Genomic DNA, 15,645 nt, shown 5'->3' on the forward strand with positions numbered 1-15,645 from the left:
GGTTCAGCCCTCGTCCAGCACGCCGCGCAATTCGGCCAGGGTCTTATGGCAGGTCAGGTCCGGCCGCATCGGCGTCAATGAGATATAGTCGCGCATATTCGCGTCCACGTCACTCTCGGGCGTGGCGGGCACGGTCTGCGAACCGCCCAGCACCCACAGGAACCGCCGGCCGTTCGGCGCGTGATAGGGCTCGACCTCGAAGCCGACGCCCTGGCGGCGACCCTGGGGCGCGACCCGCAGCCCCAGCACCGAGGCCGCGTCGCAGGGCGGGAAATTGATGTTGTAGAACAGCCGGAAATCCTGGTCCGAGGTCCAGTCGCCGTAATCCAGCAGCTTGCGCACCAGCCGGGGGCCGTGCACGCGGGCCGCCTCGAACGGGTCGGCCAGCGCCGCGGTGCGGCTGCCCATGTATTGCGACAGCGCGATGGCGGGCAGGCCCTGAAGCGCCGCCTCCATGGCCCCGCCCACGGTGCCGGAATACATCACGTTCTCGCCCGAGTTGTTGCCCCGGTTCACGCCGGACAGCACCAGATCGGGCGGATCGTCCTTCATCACGTCGGCGATGGCGGCCAGCACGCAATCGGCCGGAGTCCCCTCGGCGGCGAAGCGGCGCGGTCCCAGTTCGGCGATCAGCGTCGGATGGACATAGCTGATGCAATGGGCCACGCCCGATTGCTCGAAGGCGGGGGCGACGGTCCAGACCTCGCCCCCCGGACCGGCGACCTCGGCCGCGATGGCCTCCAGCGTCTCGAGTCCCGGAGCGTTGATGCCGTCGTCGTTTGTGATCAGAATGCGCATGTCGTCCCTGTTCGGCGGGGCGCCGGCAGCCCCCATGCCGCCCGCATCATCGCCGGTTATCTGCCCGTGACACAATGCTTATCCCTGCCACAGCCCTGCGACAACCCGCAGGCGACAGGCGCACAGCGTTTGACGCGCGCATCCGGGCGGGGCAGGATCGGATCAAGAAACGGGTCGGGCAGGATATGCAGATCTATCTTCCCATCGCCGAGGTGGTGGTCAACGGTTTCACGCTGGTCGGATTGGGCGGCATCGTCGGCCTGATGTCGGGACTTTTCGGCGTCGGCGGCGGCTTCCTGATCACGCCGCTGCTGTTCTTCATCGGCATCCCGCCGGCCATCGCCGTCGCCACCGGGGCGAATCAGGTCGTGGCCTCGTCGGTGTCGGGGGTGCTGGCGCATGTAAAGCGCAAGACCGTCGATTTCCGCATGGGCTGGGTCTTGCTGGCGGGGGGCCTGGTCGGCTCGTCGGTCGGGGTGCTGCTCTTCAACATGCTGTCGCGGCTGGGCCAGGTGGATCTGGTGGTGCAGCTTTGCTACGTCGTCTTCCTGGGCCTGATCGGCGGGATGATGCTGCAGGAAAGCCTGCGGGCGCTGCGCCGGATGCGGGTCAGCGGGCCGATCAAGCCGATGCGCCGCCATCAGCACGGCTGGGTGCACAAATGGCCGCTGAAGATGAAGTTCCGCGCCTCGGGCCTTTACATCAGCGCCATCCCGGTGCTGCTGGTCGGCGGCGCGGTGGGCGTGCTGGGCGCGATCATGGGCGTCGGCGGCGGCTTCATCATGGTGCCGGCGATGATCTATCTGCTGGGCATGCCGACCAAGGTGGTCATCGGCACCTCGCTGTTCCAGATCACCTTCCTGTCGGCCTATACCACGCTGATGCATGCGGTGTCGTCGAACACGGTGGACGTGATGCTGGCGGTGCTGCTGATCGTCGGCGGCGTCACCGGGGCGCAAATCGGCACGCATTTGGGCGCCCGTCTGCGCGCCGAGCAGCTGCGCATCCTGCTGGCGCTGCTGGTGCTGGCGGTCTGCGGCAAGCTGGCGCTGGACCTGTTCCTGCGCCCGGACGACCTATATTCGATCACGCCGGGGATCCTGAAATGATCCTGCGCGCCGCCTTGCTGCTGCTGGCGCTGGCACTGCCGGCGACGGCCCAGCAGCGGCTGATGCCGCCGCGCACCCCGACGCCGCCCCCGCCCGAGCAGATCGTCGCCGGCCTGTCGCGCGAGGACGTGGACATCACCACCAATTTCGACGGGTCCGAGATCATCATCTATGGCGCCATCAAGCGCGAGCGGCCGATCCCGCGCGACAACCCGCTGGACGTGATCGTCACGGTCGAGGGACCGGCCCGCGCCGTCACCGTCCGCCACAAGGAGCGGCGGCTGGGGGTCTGGGTCAACACCGGCCGCGTCGGCATCGGCTCGGCGCCCAGCTTCTATGTCGTCGCCACCACCCGGCCCTTGCAGCGCATCCTGAAGCCGGAACAGGACCAGCGATTCCGCATCTCGATCCCGCTGGCGATGCGGGCCTTCGCCGGGAATGCCGACGTGCCCGACGTGGTGCCCTATACCGAGGCTTTCGTCCGCCTGCGCGAGAATGCGGACATGTACCGCCAGGACGACGGCGCCGTGCTGTTGGCCGAGCAGACGCTGTTCCGCGCCGATGTCCGCCTGCCCGCCAACCTGATCGAGGGCTTCTACAGCACCCGCATCTTCCTGCTGCGGGACGGGGCGGTGATCGACAGCTTCCGCGCGCCCATCGAGGTGCGCAAGGTCGGGCTGGAGCGCTGGCTGTATCGGCTGGCGCTGGACCGGCCGCTGATCTACGGCATCATGTCGCTGGCCATCGCGGTCGCCGCCGGCTGGGGCGCCTCGGCCGCCTTCCGGCTGGTCAAGCGGACCTAGGTTCAGTGGACGCTTGTCCGATTCCCGGCCGGGCCGCGGGCACCGCCATGGGCGATGTTCACCACGCAGACCGTCAGCGGCACGCCGAATTTCGCGGGACGACAGCGGCGATGGTGGCGACCGCGCGGTAGCTTTCGCCACGGCCAGCCTGTCCGCACGATCCGCAGCACCGCCTCGGCAACCGTCCGATTGTCACGCCGGATGCCGCCCCGCGTCCGCCCGTTCCCCATGACATGCGCCAAAAGCCGGTCCAAAGTTCCATCGCCATCCTGCGGCAACGCAAACAGGGATGCACGTCAGATCAGGAAGAGGGATCCCGATAGGCCGCGCAACCTAGCCCGAGATCTCGCCGCGCCGGAACGGCCCCAGTTCGGCCAGCAGCGCCATCTCCTGCCCCACCGCCTGCCGTTCGCGGTCCAGGTAATCGCTGATCGCCCGGTGGAAGCCCTCGTCCCGGACCCAATGCAGCGAATGGGTCTGGGTGGGAAGATAGCCGCGCGCCAGCTTGTGCTCGCCCTGGGCGCCGGCCTCGACCCGGGCTAGGCCGTTCGCGATGGCCCAGTCGATGGCGCGGTGGTAGCACAGCTCGAAATGCAGGAACGGATGGTCCTCGGTGCAGCCCCAATAGCGGCCGTACAGCGCGTCCGGCCCGATCAGGTTCAGCGCCCCGGCGACGGGACGGCCGTCGCGCTCGGCCAGGACCAGCAGGCAATCGTCGCGCATGGTCTCGTGCAGCCGCTCGAAGAAGGCGCGCGTCAGGTAGGGCCGGCCCCATTTGCGGCCGCCGGTGTCCTGGTAGAAGGTCCAGAAGGCGTCCCAATGCGCGGGCCGGATCTCCTCCCCGGTCAGGCTGCGGATGGTGCCGCCGAAGGCCTGGGCGCGCTCGCGCTCCTTGCGGATCGCCTTGCGCTTGCGCGAGGACAGCTGCGCCAGGAAGTCGTCGAATGTGCCGTAGCCCTGGTTCAGCCAGTGGAACTGCTCGCTGGCGCGGGGCAGGAAGCCCGCGGCTTCGCCCAGTTCCGCCTCGGCCTGGGTGCAGAAGGTGACATGCGCGCCCGAAAGGCCCGATTGCCGTGCCAGCTGCGCCATCGCCTGCAACAGCGCCGCCTGCACCGGACGGTCCGGCGCGATCAGCCGCGGGCCGGTGACCGGGGTAAAGGGCACCGCGCATTGCAGCTTGGGATAATAGCGCCCGCCGGCGCGCTCATAGGCCTGCGCCCAGGCGTGGTCGAAGATGTATTCGCCCTGGCTGTGGGTCTTGAGATAGCAGGGCGCGACGCCCGCGACCCGGCCCCCGACCCGCGCCACCAGATGCGAAGGATGCCAGCCCGTGCCCTCGCCGACCGAGCCGGACTGTTCCAGCGCCGCCAGGAAGCGGTGGCTGGTGAAGGGGTTGCCGCCCGCGCCGCAGCCGTCCCAATCGGCGGCCGGGATCGCGGAGATGGCGGGCAGGACGGAGACGGTCATTTCGCTCATGCGGCGAAACATAGGCATGCCGCCCGGCTTTGTCAGCGGGCAGCAGCCAGATCAGGGTCTCGCGGGCAGGTAATGCTCGAAGGTGATGTTGTCGGCGACGCGGCGGGCCTGGATCTCTTGTTCCGGGCTGCCGACGGTCCAGCACAGCACCGGCACGCCCCGTGCCTTCAGCGCCGCGACCGCCGGATTGGCCAGATCGGCCCGGTCGTGCGAGACGAAGCCCGCCCCCACCGCGTCGAAATCGGCGATGGCGGCCAGATGGGCGCGGGCAGGCGCATCGAGCGCCGGCCATTCCTCGGCGTCATAGCCGCAGGTGGTCAGGCCGACGGCCACGCCGGGCGCGGCCGCGTGGAAGGCCGCGACCACATGCGGGTTGAAGGACATCACCGCCACCGGCCCGCCGTAGCCGGCCAGCGCCGCGGCCACCCGGCCCGGCAGGGCGCCCACATCGGGTCCCGAATCGGCGGTCGGGTCCTTGATCTCGATCAGCAGCGGCACACGGCCGGCGACCTCGGCCAGCATGTCGGCCAGGGTCGGGATGCCCTCGCCGCTGCCCATCAGCCGCAGCCGCGCCAGCTGCGCGGGGGTGCTGGCGGCGACGGTGCCCCGGGCCTCGCCGGTCAGCCGCGCCAGGTCGTAGTCGTGGAACACCATCGGCGTATCGTCCAGCGCGCGCTGGATGTCGCATTCGATGCCATAGCCCCGGGCGATGGCGGCGCGGAACGCCGCCATGCTGTTTTCCGGCACGCCCGGCCCGTGCAGCCCGCGATGGGCAAGGGGCAGGCGCAGGAAATCGGGATGCAGCGGGATCATTCGATCTCGAAGACCGCTTCGATCTCGACCGCCACCCCGCGCGGCAGCGCCGGGGCCGAGACCGCGGCCCGGGCGTGGCGGCCCTTGTCGCCGAACACCTCGACCATCAGGTCCGAGCAACCGTTGATGACCTCGGGCTGGTCGGTGAAATCGGCGGTCGAGTTCACGAAACCGCCCAGCTTGACCACGCGCTCGACCCGATCCAGCGTGCCCAGCGCCGCCTTGGCCTGCGCCAGAAGCGACAGCCCGCAGCCGCGCGCGGCCTCGGCCGCCTCGGCGGTGCCGACCTGGTCGCCGACCCGGCCCTTCAGCGCCGAGATCTGCCCCGACACGAACAGCAAATTGCCCGAGATGACGTAAGGGACATAGTTCGCCGCCGGCGCCGGGGCGTCGGGCAGCGTGATCCCAAGCTCTGCCAGTTTCGTCTCGATGGTCATCGCGTTCTTCTCCTACCAGTCGATGTAATCGCGGAATTCGTTCATGGCGACGCGCCAGCTGGCCAGCGCCTCGTCGAAATTCTTGCGCCCGATGCCGTCGCCCGCAAGGCCGATGTCCATTTCCAGGAAGGCATCGCCGCTATCCGACACCACAACTGTCGCAAACGGGTTCGAGAGGTTCCATTGATTGGCCAGCTGCGGCGTCATCGGCGCCGGCAGGGTGAAGCCCGACACGAATTGCATCCGCTCGCACAGCGGCCGGCAGCCGTAGAAATAGACGTTGAAGCGAATGTCGTCGATCCGGCTTTCCAGCACCGGCATGCCCTCGATGTCCGCGCCGCGGCTGATCGGCAGCCCGCTTTGCGCCATCAGCTCGCCGATCTGCTTCGGGTCGCCCAGCACCGGAGAGGAAAGTTCGGCCATCGCCGGCAACGCCGGAAGAAACGCCAGGACGGCGAGGGGAAACAGGGCACGCATGGCGGACTCCGGGGAAGCTGCGCGCTGATAGCGCATCGCGTGTCAGGCGACCAGAGCCTCGGCGCGTTTCAGGTCCACGGAAACCAACTGGCTGACGCCCTGCTCGACCATGGTGACGCCGAACAGCCGGTCCATCCGCGCCATGGTGACGGCGTGGTGCGTGATCACAAGGAAGCGGGTGTCGGTGCGGCGCGTCATTTCGTCCATCAGGTCGCAGAAACGGGTGACGTTGGCGTCGTCCAGCGGCGCGTCCACCTCGTCCAGCACGCAGATCGGGGCGGGGTTGGCCAGGAAGACCGCAAAGATCAGCGCCAGCGCGGTCAGCGTCTGTTCGCCCCCCGACAACAGGCTGAGCGTGCTGAGTTTTTTTCCCGGAGGCTGGCACATGATCTCCAGCCCCGCCTCCAGCGGGTCGTCGGATTCGACCAGCACCAGCCGCGCCTCGCCACCGCCGAACAGATGCGTGAACAGCGTGGTGAAATTGGCGTTGACCGTGTCGAAGGCGGCCAGCAGCCGCTCGCGCCCCTCGCGGTTCAGGCTGCCGATGCCCTGGCGCAGCTTGCGGATCGCCTCGGTCAGGTCCGCCTTCTCGGCGCCCAGCCGGTCGCGCTCGGCTTCCAGCTCGCGCTTGTCCTCGTCGGCGCGGAGGTTGACCGCGCCCAGCGCATCGCGTTGCTGGCGCAGCCGGGCGATCCGGTCCTCCAGCGCGTCGGGAGCGATCTCCTCGACCTCACCCAGGCTGTCGAGCAGCGCCTCGGGCGTCGCTTCCAGCTCTTCGTGGATGCGCAGCCGGGCGGCGGCTTCGGCCTCGGTCGCGGCCTCGGCGCGGGCCTCGCGGGCGGCGCGGGTCTCGCGCGCGTCGGATGCCGCACGCTCGGCCTCGCGCTCGGCCTCGGCGGCGATGCGCAGCGCCTGGTCGGCGGCGGACAGGGCCGCGCGGGCGCGGGCCAGGCGGGCGGCGGCCTGGGCTTCGGATTCGGTCAGCACCGCGCGGCGTTCCGCCAGGATCTCGGGCTGGGCCTCGGCCTCTTCCAGATCGGCGGCGGCTTCGTCGCGGCGTGCGGCCAGTTCGGCGGCGCGGGTGCCGGCCTGGTCCAGGCGCAGCCGCCAGCCGGATTCCTCCTTGGCGATCTCTTGCAGGCGCTTGGTGCGGGCATTCGCCTCGCGCCGCAACTCATCCAGCGCGCCGCGCCGGGTCAGGGTGGCGATGCGCGCAGCCTCGGCCCCGGTGCGGGCATGTTCCACCGCCGCCGCCGCCGCGCCGCGGTCGGGCAGGTCGGCCAGCGCCCGCTCTGCCTCGGCCAGACGCTTGCGCGCGTCGGCGGCATCGTCGCGGTGGCGGGCCAGTTCGGCGCGGGCCGATTCGGCGCGACTCTGCGCCATGGACAGGTCCGATTCGGCGCGGGTGACCGCGCGCACGGCCTCGGAAAGCCCGCGCTCGGCATCGCGCCTTGCGTCGCGGGCGCGCTTCTCGGCCTCGGCCGCGGCCAGATGGCGGTCGCGCAGCGCCTGATGCGCGGCCTGCGCCGCGGCGGCCCGGGCCTGCGCCGCCGCGGCCTGCCCGGTCAGTTCGGCCAGCTGGTTGACCTTCTGCAGATGCAGCGCGGCGGCCGAGGACGCCTCGCCCGCCATCACCCGCATGCCGTCCCAGCGGAACAGGTCGCCGTCGCGGGTGACCAGCCGCTGGCCGGGGGCAAGCTGCGCCTGCATCGCCGCGCCGGTGGCCGCATCCGCGACCAGCCCGACCTGCGACAGCCGCCGCCCCAGCGCCTCGGGTCCCTCGACATGCGGTGCCAGCGGCTCGGCGCCGGCGGGCAGCGGCTGCGGCGCGTCATAGCCCGGCAGCAGGTGCCAGCCCGAGCCGTCGCCGGCCAGCCCGACGCCCAGATCGTCGCCCAGCGCCGCGCCGAAGGCGGCTTCATGGCCGCGCGCGACCCGCACCAGCTCCAGGATCGCGCCGCCGCCCTGGCCGCGTTCGACCAGCCGTTTCAGCGCCGCCATCTCGGCATTCAGCGCCGACACCTCGCCCTCGGCCTCGGCCCGGGCCGAGCGGGCAGCGGATTCCTCGGCCTCCAGCGCGGCGCGGCTCTCTTCGGCAGCCGCCAGCGTATCCTCGGCCTGTTCGACACGGTCGCGGGCGGCCTCCTGCGCCTCTTCGGCAGCCTCTCGGGCGGCGTCGGCCTGGGTGCCGGCATCGGCCGCGCGGGCGGCAGCGGCTTCGGCCTCCTGCGCCGCGCGGCCGGCGCGGTCCAGCATCTGGCGCAGGTCCTGGGCCAGCCGCTCGGCCGAGTGGTGGCGGGCGGCAAGCCGGGCGGATTCGTCGGTCAGTTCGGCCAGCTTGGCTTCGACCTCGCGCAACGCCTCGGCCGCCTCGTCGGCGGTTTCGGAAGCCAGGGCCAGCCGGTCCTCATGCCCCTGCCCGGCCTTGTCGAGTTCGCGCCTTTCCCAGTCCAGCCGCGCGATCACCTCGCCCGCGTCGCGGTTCAGCGCCGATTCCCGCTCGATGTCGCGGTCCAGCTGGGCGATGCGCGCCAGCAGGGTCTGGATCGTCTGCGCGGCGCGGGCCTCGGCCTCGTCCAGCGCCTCGCGCTCGACGGTGGCGCGCGACAGGATGGCGGCGGCCACCTGCTCTTCTTCGCGCAGCGGCGGCAGCGTCGCCTCGGCCCCTTCGCGGGCGGCGATGGCGCGGCGGGCCTGGGCCTCGGCCTCGGCGGCGGCGCGGATCGCCGCGCGCAGCGCCTCGGCGGTTGCCGCCTTGGCCTGGTCGGCCTCGGCCCAGCGGCGATACAGCAGCACGCCCTCGGCCCGGCGCAGCGCGGCGCCGATCTCGCGATAGCGGGCGGCGGCGCGGGCCTGCCGGGCCAGGCTGGCGGCCTGCGTCGAGAGCTGGTCCAGCGTATCGTCCACGCGGGTCAAGTTCGCCTCGGCCCCGTTCAGCTTCAGTTCGGCCTCGTGCCGGCGCTGGTAGAGGCCGCTGATCCCCGCCGCCTCTTCCAGGATGCGGCGGCGGGCCTTGGGCTTGGCGTTGATGAGTTCCGAAATCTGTCCCTGCCGCACCAGCGCCGGCGAATGCGCCCCGGTCGAGGCATCCGCGAACAGCATCTGCACGTCCCGCGCCCGCACGTCCTTGCCGTTGATGCGATAGGCGGAGCCGGCGTCGCGGGTGATGCGGCGGGTGATGTCCAGCGAGTCGGCGTCGTTCATGCCGGCGGGGGCCAGGCGGTCCTTGTTGTCGATGGTCAGCGTGACCTCGGCATGGGCGCGGGCGGACCGCCGCGCGGTGCCGGCGAAGATCACGTCCTCCATCCCCTCGCCGCGCATGGCGGTGGGACGGTTCTCGCCCATGACCCAGCGCAGCGCTTCCAGCAGGTTCGACTTGCCGCAACCGTTCGGGCCGACCACGCCGGTCAGGCCCTCGCGGATGACCAGGTCGGTCGGGTCCACGAAGCTTTTGAATCCGTTCAGGCGAAGGCGGTCGAAGCGCAAAGGGACCAATCCGGCTGGGTCAGCATCGGCCGAGTTTTGGCCATCCGCCCCGCCAAGTCAACCAAATCGCCCAGATATGGCCAAGTATGACTGGTTATCCACAAGATTTAAGGGGTCAACACAAGACTTGGACAGTGCTAACGTGCCGGAATGATTCCCGCGCTTGCCATCCTGCTGTTCCTTCAACTCGTGGGCGAGATCGCCTCGCGCGGGCTGGGCCTGCCCCTGCCCGGCCCGGTGGTCGGGCTTTTGCTGCTGCTCGGCAGCTGCGCGCTGCGCCCGGCCCTGGCCGAGATGCTGCGCCCGGTGGTGACCGGCATCCTGGGCAACCTGTCGCTGTTCTTCGTCCCGGCCGGCGTGGGCGTGATCGCGCATCTGGGCCAGTTCCGCCACGACGGGCTGGCCATCGCGCTGGCGCTGACCGTCTCGACCGCGCTGGCGATCGCGGCCGGGGCGTTGGTCTTTACCGCCGTGGTGCGCTGGATGGGCGGGGACGAGGAATGACCGACGCGGCGCTGATCTGGAGCTATCTGTCGCAAGAGCCGCTGCTGTGGCTGACCGCGACGCTGGTCGCCTATGTGCTGGGCGACCGCTTCTTCCGCCGCATGAACCGGCAGAGCTGGGCCAATCCGGTGCTGACCGCGGTGATCCTGCTGGGGGTGGTGCTCTGGGCCACCGGCACCAGCTACCAGACCTATTTCGAGGGCGCGCAATTCGTGCATTTCATGCTGGGCCCGGCCACGGTGGCGCTGGGGATGCCGCTTTACGACAACCTGCACCGGGTCAGGAAGGCGGCGCTGCCGCTGGTGGCGGGGCTACTGGCGGGCTCACTGACGGCGGTGATCTCGGTGCTGGCGATCGGCAAGGCCTTCGGGCTGGGCCCGGTCATGCTGGCCAGCCTGGCGCCAAAATCCACCACCGCCCCGGTCGCCATCGGCATCTCCGAGGGGCTGGGCGGCGAGCCGACCATCACCGCCGTGCTGGTGCTGCTGACCGGCATCTTTGGCGCGATCATCGCCACGCCGCTCTTGAACGCGCTGGGGATCCGCGACTGGCGGGCGCGCGGCTTTTCGCTGGGCGTAGCGGCGCATGGCATCGGCACGGCGCGGGCGTTTCAGGTCAACGAGACCGCGGGCGCCTTTGCCGGCATCGGTATGGGGCTGAACGCGGTGCTGACCGCGATCATCGCGCCGCTGGTGCTGCATCTGTTCCAGTGAAAAGGGCATTTGAGCCCTAGGTGGACAGTTGTTGGGTGTAACGCTTGAGATGTTTCTCGATATAGGCGGAGTCACACGTTGGGCATGCTAGTCGAAGGCCTTTGCCTGTCAGCATAGATTGTGGCGCCCCACAATTTTTGCACTTTAGAAGACTCGGATTTGCGACCGTAATAATGCCACCTTTCCAAGGAAAGTCGACCTGAGGATGGTGAGCCTCAAATCGGGCAATCTCTTGCCAAGAGTAGGAGTTTGAGAAGAACACCGTCTTTAGGTTGTGGAGGACGTTCAGCGCCTCCAACGAACCATCGCGGGTCCCTCCCGCGTAGATCAACTCCTCCAGTTTTTCGAGAGAGCTTACCGGGGAAAGACTGCTCAAAGTGATCGTAGCGGAGAACGAAGGCCATATTGTCAAAGACTTGAGACACCTGGCAGCTTGAATTCCTTCAAGATCAGCAATCTTGTCCGACCGACTCTGTTGCACCAAAGAGTTGATGGCCGGATTTCCCCTTTCCCCGGACAGATCTATCCCACGGCCTCTGTGACGGGGGTGCCAAGCGCGGTGTAACGGTTCAGAATAGCGATACGGACCTGAAGCTCGGCGACCTGTCGGTCAAAGTCCCGTGCCATGAGGCGCTGACCCAGCAGTTTCACACAGTGCATCTTCGTCTCGACGCGGCTTCGGGGGTGGTATCCACTCCATCGTCGCCAGAGGGCACGACCGAGGTATTTCGATGCCCGCAGAGCCTCGTTTCGTGCGCCCGCGCCGGCGGCGACTGTCTTCCAGGGTTTGGCGTTCTTGCGGGGCGGAATGACAGCGTCGGCGCCGCGGTCAGCGATGGCATCGTGGCATTTGCGGGTGTCGTAGGCGCCGTCTGCTGTGACGCGGCCGATCTGCTCGTGCGCCGGGATCTGTTTGAGCAGGTCGGGTAACACCGGCGCATCGCCGATGTGGCTCCCTGTGATCTCCACCGCCCGAACCTCCAGCGTTTCCTCATCAATCCCCAGATGGATCTTGCGCCAGACGCGCCGTTTCGGGCCGCCATGCTTGCGGGCGTGCCACTCGCCTTCGCCCTCGACCTTGATGCCAGTGCTGTCGATCAGCAGGTGCAGCGGCCCCTTGGACCCGCGATACGGTATGTTCACAGCCAGGGTCTTCTGGCGACGGGACAGGGTGCTGAAGTCAGGCACCGTCCAGTCGAGACCAACCAACTGCAGCAGGCTCTCGACGAAACCAGTCGTCTGCCTGAGCGCCATGCCGAAGAGCACCTTCATCGAAAGACACGTCTGAATGGCGGCATCGCTGTAGGTCTGCTGGCGGCCACGCCTGCCTGTCGGCGCGGCATCCCAGCTCATCTCGGGGTCGAACCAGATCGTCAGCGAACCCCGGCGCTTGAGCGCTTCATTGTAGGCTGGCCAGTTCCGGGTTCTGTATGTCGGGGATGCGGGTCGGCTCATGCAGACCAGCTACCGTACGGGTTTCATCAGATGAATCCATGACAGGATTTGTGCAACAGAGCCGGTCCGACCCGTAAACCCACAGTTTTTCGAGATTCGGAAAGCGCTTCGCCCATGTGAATGAACGTAGTTGTTTGCAATCTTGCAGGAACAAACGCTTTATCTGCGGGTATGTCTTACTGCTGATCGGGAGAGCGCCCCGCAAGTGCCATGCTGAGTAAGTCGGGTCAGGATCATCCACACGACCCTTGCCTGAGTGAAACACACTTGGGCTTGCGCTTTTGAGGGTGTCTAGGGTCTGAAAGATCCGACTTGCCGTTTCCACTCGATGCCCCCCAACAACTCATTTTGACCATATATAAGGCTTTGGCCCACTGGAAAGCGCCTACGTCCACTTCGTGCCGCATCCTGTTGAAGAGGTCGTTGTCCTTATCGGCGCAGCAGGCGCGATGCACTTCTGTCATTGCCGTTTCAGGCGACGCTTGGCGTCATCGGCACCAGCATGGGTTTTCAACGGCACCTCCCCAATTCAGGCATTCCTCCCGCCCCAACGAAAAAGGCCGCCCCACGGGACGGCCCATCGCATGCCGGCAGGGACGCGCCCTTATGCGGCGTCGGCCTCTTCCGCGGCGTGGCGGCGTTCGCTTTCCTCGCGCGACAGGGCGACCGAGGTGCGCACGCCCTTGGACACGAACTCCATCAGCCCCTTCACCACCCGCTCGTTCGGGTCGATGCCGGCGCAGGACAGCACCTCGCGGCCGTCGCGCGACCGCGCCCAGCGGGCGATCTGATCGGGACCGTTGCCGTATTTCTTGTCGTCGGCAATCGCATCGTCCAGCGCAGCAAGCACAACGGCGGCAAACAGCTTGCGGGCACGTTGACCTTGTTCAAAATTGAAAGCCGAGCCATCCACGAAATCGCGCATTACCAGTATCCTGTTGTTCTTGTATTGCCCCGCGCTCGGCAGTTATTGCCAAACTCGCTGCATTTCTGCCTCTTTAGGCGGCACGGGCCGATGTACCCGATCCGCGCCCTGATTCGGTATGCCTGCCGCCGCATGACCGCCATGCGTCAGGCGCAAGCCCCAGCGGATAGCCTCAATAACCGTCAAAAGCAACGAAATTGCGACATCCACAGGCCCCCGACCGCCCTTGACAACGCCGGAAAAGCGTTTTGGTTGCCACGGTCCGCGGCAATGGATATAGGTGCGCGCAAGGGCGGTTCAACCCCGCGACCCGCCAATGAATTCCCAATATTTTCAAGGTTATCCGAATGGCCAAGATCAATGGCAACGAAATCAAGCCCGGCGTGGTGCTGGAACATGACGGCGGGCTTTGGGCCGCGGTCAAGGTCAGCCATGTCAAGCCCGGCAAGGGCGGCGCCTTTGCCCAGGTCGAGCTGAAGAACCTGCGCGACGGCCGCAAGCTGAACGAGCGTTTCCGCTCGGAGGACAAGGTCGAGCAGGTGCAACTGGAGTTCAAGGACCAGCAATTCCTGTATGAAACCGACGGCAAGCTGGTGTTCATGGACAGCGAGACCTTCGAGCAGACCGAGCTGGACGCCGACCTGCTGGGCGACCGCCGCCCGTTCCTGCAGGACGGCATGATGGCCGCCGTGGAATATTACGGCGACGAGGCGCTGTCGGTGCGCATTCCCCAGAAAGTGATCTGCCGGGTCGCCGAGACCGAGCCGGTGCTGAACGGCCAGACCGCCGCGAAAAGCTTCAAGCCGGCGATCCTGGACAATGGCGTGCGGGTGATGATCCCGCCCTTCGTCGGCGTGGACGAGGCCATCGTCGTCAATACCGAACTGTTCGAATATTCCGAGCGCGCCTGACGCGGTGGCGCCGTCCCGGTTTCGTGACGCAACGTCACGGACCCGGGCGGCGATTCATGCGTTATCGCGCCGGAAAGCACGGAGAGTGGCATGACCCAACCCAGCATCCATGTCGCGCATGAGGATTACGGCAGTTCCGGCCGCTATGTCGTCACCCTGGCTGGCGTCCCGGGCGAGGCCGAGCTGACCTGGCGCAACGGCGGACCGGGCATCATCGTCGCCGATCATACCTATGCGCCGGACTCGATGCGCGGCACCGGGGTCGCCGCGGCCATGGTCCGCCGGCTGGTCGCCGACGCGCGGGCGCGCGGCGTGATGATCGTCCCCGCCTGCAGCTATGTCCGCGCCCAGTTCGAGCGTCACCCGGAATGGGCGGATCTGCAAGCCGGTTGAGCAGGATGTCCCGGCGCGGCTGTTAGCGCCAACCGGCATGTCATTTTCGATATGCAAATACACTTTCAGAATATTTGACGGACATATCGGCCAAGGCTAGCCTCGTTTTCAGGCCGGCGGTCCATGGACCGTTGCGGCGCCTGATGCCGGGGTTTGCCCCGCCATGCGGGCGTCCCGCGCCGAAAAACGACAGGAACGCCGGCTGGGCCAGGACCGTGGAGGCGGCCACCCGCAAGGCGGGCAAATCGACAGGGAATCGATAGGGAGGAGTCATGCTGAACTTCAGGAAACTCGCCGGGGTCCTGGCCTCGGTGGCGGTGCTGTCGCTGCCGGGGCTGGCCGCGGCGGAAGGCATGGTCGGGATCTCGATGCCGACCAAGACCTCGGCGCGCTGGATCGCGGATGGCGACAACATGGTCAAGCAGTTCCAGGAGGCGGGCTACAAGACCGACCTGCAATATGCCGACGACGACATCCCGAACCAGCTGTCGCAGATCGAGAACATGATCACCAAGGGCGTGAACGTGCTGGTGATCGCCGCCATCGACGGCACCACGCTGTCGAACGCGCTGGCCAATGCGAAAGCCGCCGACATCAAGGTCATCGCCTATGACCGGCTGATCCGCGACACGCCCGACATCGACTATTACGCCACCTTCGACAACTTCAAGGTGGGCGTCGAGCAGGCGACCACGCTGGTCGACGGCCTGAAAGAGCGTTTCCCGGACGTGAAGCCCTGGAACGTCGAACTGTTCGGCGGCAGCCCGGACGACAACAACGCCTATTTCTTCTACGACGGCGCCATGTCGGTGCTTCAGCCGCTGATCGACGATGGTTCGGTGGTGATCCCCTCGGGGCAGATGGGCATGGATAAGGTCGGCACGCTGCGCTGGGATCCGGCCACCGCCCAGGCCCGCATGGACAACATCCTGTCGGCCAACTACACCGACAAGCATGTGAATGCGGTGCTGTCGCCCTATGACGGGCTGTCGATCGGCATCCTGTCCTCGCTGAAGGGCGTCGGCTACGGCTCGGGCGACATGAAGATGCCCATCGTCACCGGCCAGGACGCCGAGCTGCAATCGGTCAAGTCGATCCAGGCGGGCGAGCAGTATTCGACCATCTTCAAGGACACCCGCGAGCTGGCGAAAGTCACCGTCGGCATGGTCAACGCCATGCTGAAGGGCGAAGAGCCGCAGGTGAACGACACCAAGACCTATGACAACGGCGTCAAGGTGGTGCCTTCCTACCTGCTGGAGCCGGTCGCGGTGACGGAAAAGAACCTTCAGGAGGTCCTGGTCGGCTCGGGCTATTATACCGAAGACCAGCTGAAGTGACCTGAACC

15 protein-coding genes are annotated in these 15,645 nt (G+C 67.6%); 7 read left to right on the plus strand and 8 right to left on the minus strand.

The window, feature by feature from the left end; genetic code table 11:
- Positions 1–3: 3 nt before the first annotated feature.
- Positions 4–798, minus strand: coding sequence for a 5'/3'-nucleotidase SurE (surE, locus tag JCM7685_RS14975; RefSeq protein WP_074966404.1), 795 nt, complete (start codon positions 796–798; stop codon positions 4–6).
- A gap of 185 nt (positions 799–983) precedes the next feature.
- On the opposite strand from surE, the gene JCM7685_RS14980 reads away from it, so the two are divergent.
- On the plus strand, positions 984–1,907 hold the full coding sequence (locus JCM7685_RS14980) for a sulfite exporter TauE/SafE family protein (protein ID WP_074966403.1): 924 nt from the start codon (positions 984–986) through the stop codon (positions 1,905–1,907).
- Positions 1,904–2,710 carry a TIGR02186 family protein gene (locus tag JCM7685_RS14985; RefSeq protein ID WP_083412577.1) on the plus strand — a complete coding sequence of 269 codons (807 nt, stop codon included), beginning with the start codon at positions 1,904–1,906 and terminating at the stop codon, positions 2,708–2,710. Before JCM7685_RS14980 ends, JCM7685_RS14985 begins: the two co-directional genes overlap by 4 nt.
- 333 nt (positions 2,711–3,043) lie before the next feature.
- Here JCM7685_RS14985 and JCM7685_RS14995 read toward each other — a convergent pair whose 3' ends face one another.
- From JCM7685_RS14995 to JCM7685_RS15015, 5 genes are read right to left on the minus strand one after another with little or no spacing between them, the layout of a single operon-like run.
- The gene (locus tag JCM7685_RS14995; RefSeq protein WP_074966492.1) at positions 3,044–4,186 is read right to left on the minus strand and encodes a GNAT family N-acetyltransferase; all 1,143 of its coding nucleotides are present in this window, start codon (positions 4,184–4,186) and stop codon (positions 3,044–3,046) included.
- Positions 4,187–4,237: 51 nt separating this feature from the next.
- Entirely contained in the window at positions 4,238–4,999 is a 762-nt protein-coding gene (locus JCM7685_RS15000; RefSeq protein ID WP_074966401.1) for a glycerophosphodiester phosphodiesterase family protein, read from the minus strand.
- Positions 4,996–5,436, minus strand: a complete 441-nt coding sequence (locus JCM7685_RS15005; RefSeq protein ID WP_074966400.1) for a RidA family protein — start codon at positions 5,434–5,436, stop codon at positions 4,996–4,998. The genes JCM7685_RS15000 and JCM7685_RS15005 overlap by 4 nt, the downstream gene beginning before the upstream one ends.
- Before the next feature lie 12 nt (positions 5,437–5,448).
- A complete protein-coding gene (locus JCM7685_RS15010) occupies positions 5,449–5,913 on the minus strand; it encodes a YbjN domain-containing protein (protein WP_074966399.1) in 465 nt (154 codons plus the stop codon).
- A gap of 42 nt (positions 5,914–5,955) precedes the next feature.
- Complete coding sequence (locus tag JCM7685_RS15015; protein WP_074966398.1) at positions 5,956–9,399, minus strand: chromosome segregation SMC family protein; 3,444 nt, start codon at positions 9,397–9,399, stop codon at positions 5,956–5,958.
- Positions 9,400–9,549: 150 nt separating this feature from the next.
- On the opposite strand from JCM7685_RS15015, the gene JCM7685_RS15020 reads away from it, so the two are divergent.
- Together JCM7685_RS15020 and JCM7685_RS15025 are read left to right on the plus strand one after the other, a co-directional pair.
- A complete protein-coding gene (locus tag JCM7685_RS15020) occupies positions 9,550–9,903 on the plus strand; it encodes a CidA/LrgA family protein (protein ID WP_074966397.1) in 354 nt (117 codons plus the stop codon).
- Positions 9,900–10,616, plus strand: a complete 717-nt coding sequence (locus tag JCM7685_RS15025) for an LrgB family protein (protein ID WP_074966396.1) — start codon at positions 9,900–9,902, stop codon at positions 10,614–10,616. Before JCM7685_RS15020 ends, JCM7685_RS15025 begins: the two co-directional genes overlap by 4 nt.
- Before the next feature lie 522 nt (positions 10,617–11,138).
- Here JCM7685_RS15025 and JCM7685_RS15030 read toward each other — a convergent pair.
- Together JCM7685_RS15030 and JCM7685_RS15035 are read right to left on the minus strand one after the other, a co-directional pair.
- On the minus strand, positions 11,139–12,071 hold the full coding sequence (locus tag JCM7685_RS15030) for an IS5 family transposase (protein ID WP_100526019.1): 933 nt from the start codon (positions 12,069–12,071) through the stop codon (positions 11,139–11,141).
- 604 nt (positions 12,072–12,675) lie between these two features.
- On the minus strand, positions 12,676–12,996 hold the full coding sequence (locus tag JCM7685_RS15035) for a DUF6280 family protein (protein WP_074968330.1): 321 nt from the start codon (positions 12,994–12,996) through the stop codon (positions 12,676–12,678).
- A 347-nt stretch (positions 12,997–13,343) separates the two neighbouring features.
- On the opposite strand from JCM7685_RS15035, the gene efp reads away from it, so the two are divergent.
- The 3 genes from efp to chvE all read left to right on the plus strand — a co-directional run bounded on the left by efp (position 13,344) and on the right by chvE (position 15,637).
- Complete coding sequence (efp, locus tag JCM7685_RS15040; protein WP_074968328.1) at positions 13,344–13,907, plus strand: elongation factor P; 564 nt, start codon at positions 13,344–13,346, stop codon at positions 13,905–13,907.
- Positions 13,908–13,997: 90 nt separating this feature from the next.
- A complete protein-coding gene (locus JCM7685_RS15045) occupies positions 13,998–14,300 on the plus strand; it encodes a GNAT family N-acetyltransferase (RefSeq protein ID WP_074968324.1) in 303 nt (100 codons plus the stop codon).
- Between the two features lie 272 nt (positions 14,301–14,572).
- The gene (gene chvE, locus JCM7685_RS15050; RefSeq protein ID WP_074968322.1) at positions 14,573–15,637 is read left to right on the plus strand and encodes a multiple monosaccharide ABC transporter substrate-binding protein; all 1,065 of its coding nucleotides are present in this window, start codon (positions 14,573–14,575) and stop codon (positions 15,635–15,637) included.
- The last annotated feature ends 8 nt before the right edge of the window (positions 15,638–15,645 follow it).

It is taken from the genome of Paracoccus aminovorans, from assembly GCF_900005615.1.
GTDB lineage: Bacteria > Pseudomonadota > Alphaproteobacteria > Rhodobacterales > Rhodobacteraceae > Paracoccus > Paracoccus aminovorans.

What these genes read in the sequence shown, in the direction of transcription:
- JCM7685_RS15020 (WP_074966397.1), top strand. Translation starts at nt 9,550, where the DNA reads ATGATTCCCGCGCTTGCCATCCTGCTGTTCCTTCAACTCGTGGGCGAG.
- JCM7685_RS14995 (WP_074966492.1), bottom strand. Translation starts at nt 4,186, where the DNA reads ATGAGCGAAATGACCGTCTCCGTCCTGCCCGCCATCTCCGCGATCCCG.
- JCM7685_RS14980 (WP_074966403.1), top strand. Translation starts at nt 984, where the DNA reads ATGCAGATCTATCTTCCCATCGCCGAGGTGGTGGTCAACGGTTTCACG.
- efp (WP_074968328.1), top strand. Translation starts at nt 13,344, where the DNA reads ATGGCCAAGATCAATGGCAACGAAATCAAGCCCGGCGTGGTGCTGGAA.
- JCM7685_RS15030 (WP_100526019.1), bottom strand. Translation starts at nt 12,071, where the DNA reads ATGAGCCGACCCGCATCCCCGACATACAGAACCCGGAACTGGCCAGCC.
- JCM7685_RS15010 (WP_074966399.1), bottom strand. Translation starts at nt 5,913, where the DNA reads ATGCGTGCCCTGTTTCCCCTCGCCGTCCTGGCGTTTCTTCCGGCGTTG.
- JCM7685_RS15025 (WP_074966396.1), top strand. Translation starts at nt 9,900, where the DNA reads ATGACCGACGCGGCGCTGATCTGGAGCTATCTGTCGCAAGAGCCGCTG.
- JCM7685_RS14985 (WP_083412577.1), top strand. Translation starts at nt 1,904, where the DNA reads ATGATCCTGCGCGCCGCCTTGCTGCTGCTGGCGCTGGCACTGCCGGCG.
- JCM7685_RS15045 (WP_074968324.1), top strand. Translation starts at nt 13,998, where the DNA reads ATGACCCAACCCAGCATCCATGTCGCGCATGAGGATTACGGCAGTTCC.
- JCM7685_RS15005 (WP_074966400.1), bottom strand. Translation starts at nt 5,436, where the DNA reads ATGACCATCGAGACGAAACTGGCAGAGCTTGGGATCACGCTGCCCGAC.
- JCM7685_RS15000 (WP_074966401.1), bottom strand. Translation starts at nt 4,999, where the DNA reads ATGATCCCGCTGCATCCCGATTTCCTGCGCCTGCCCCTTGCCCATCGC.
- chvE (WP_074968322.1), top strand. Translation starts at nt 14,573, where the DNA reads ATGCTGAACTTCAGGAAACTCGCCGGGGTCCTGGCCTCGGTGGCGGTG.
- JCM7685_RS15035 (WP_074968330.1), bottom strand. Translation starts at nt 12,996, where the DNA reads ATGCGCGATTTCGTGGATGGCTCGGCTTTCAATTTTGAACAAGGTCAA.
- surE (WP_074966404.1), bottom strand. Translation starts at nt 798, where the DNA reads ATGCGCATTCTGATCACAAACGACGACGGCATCAACGCTCCGGGACTC.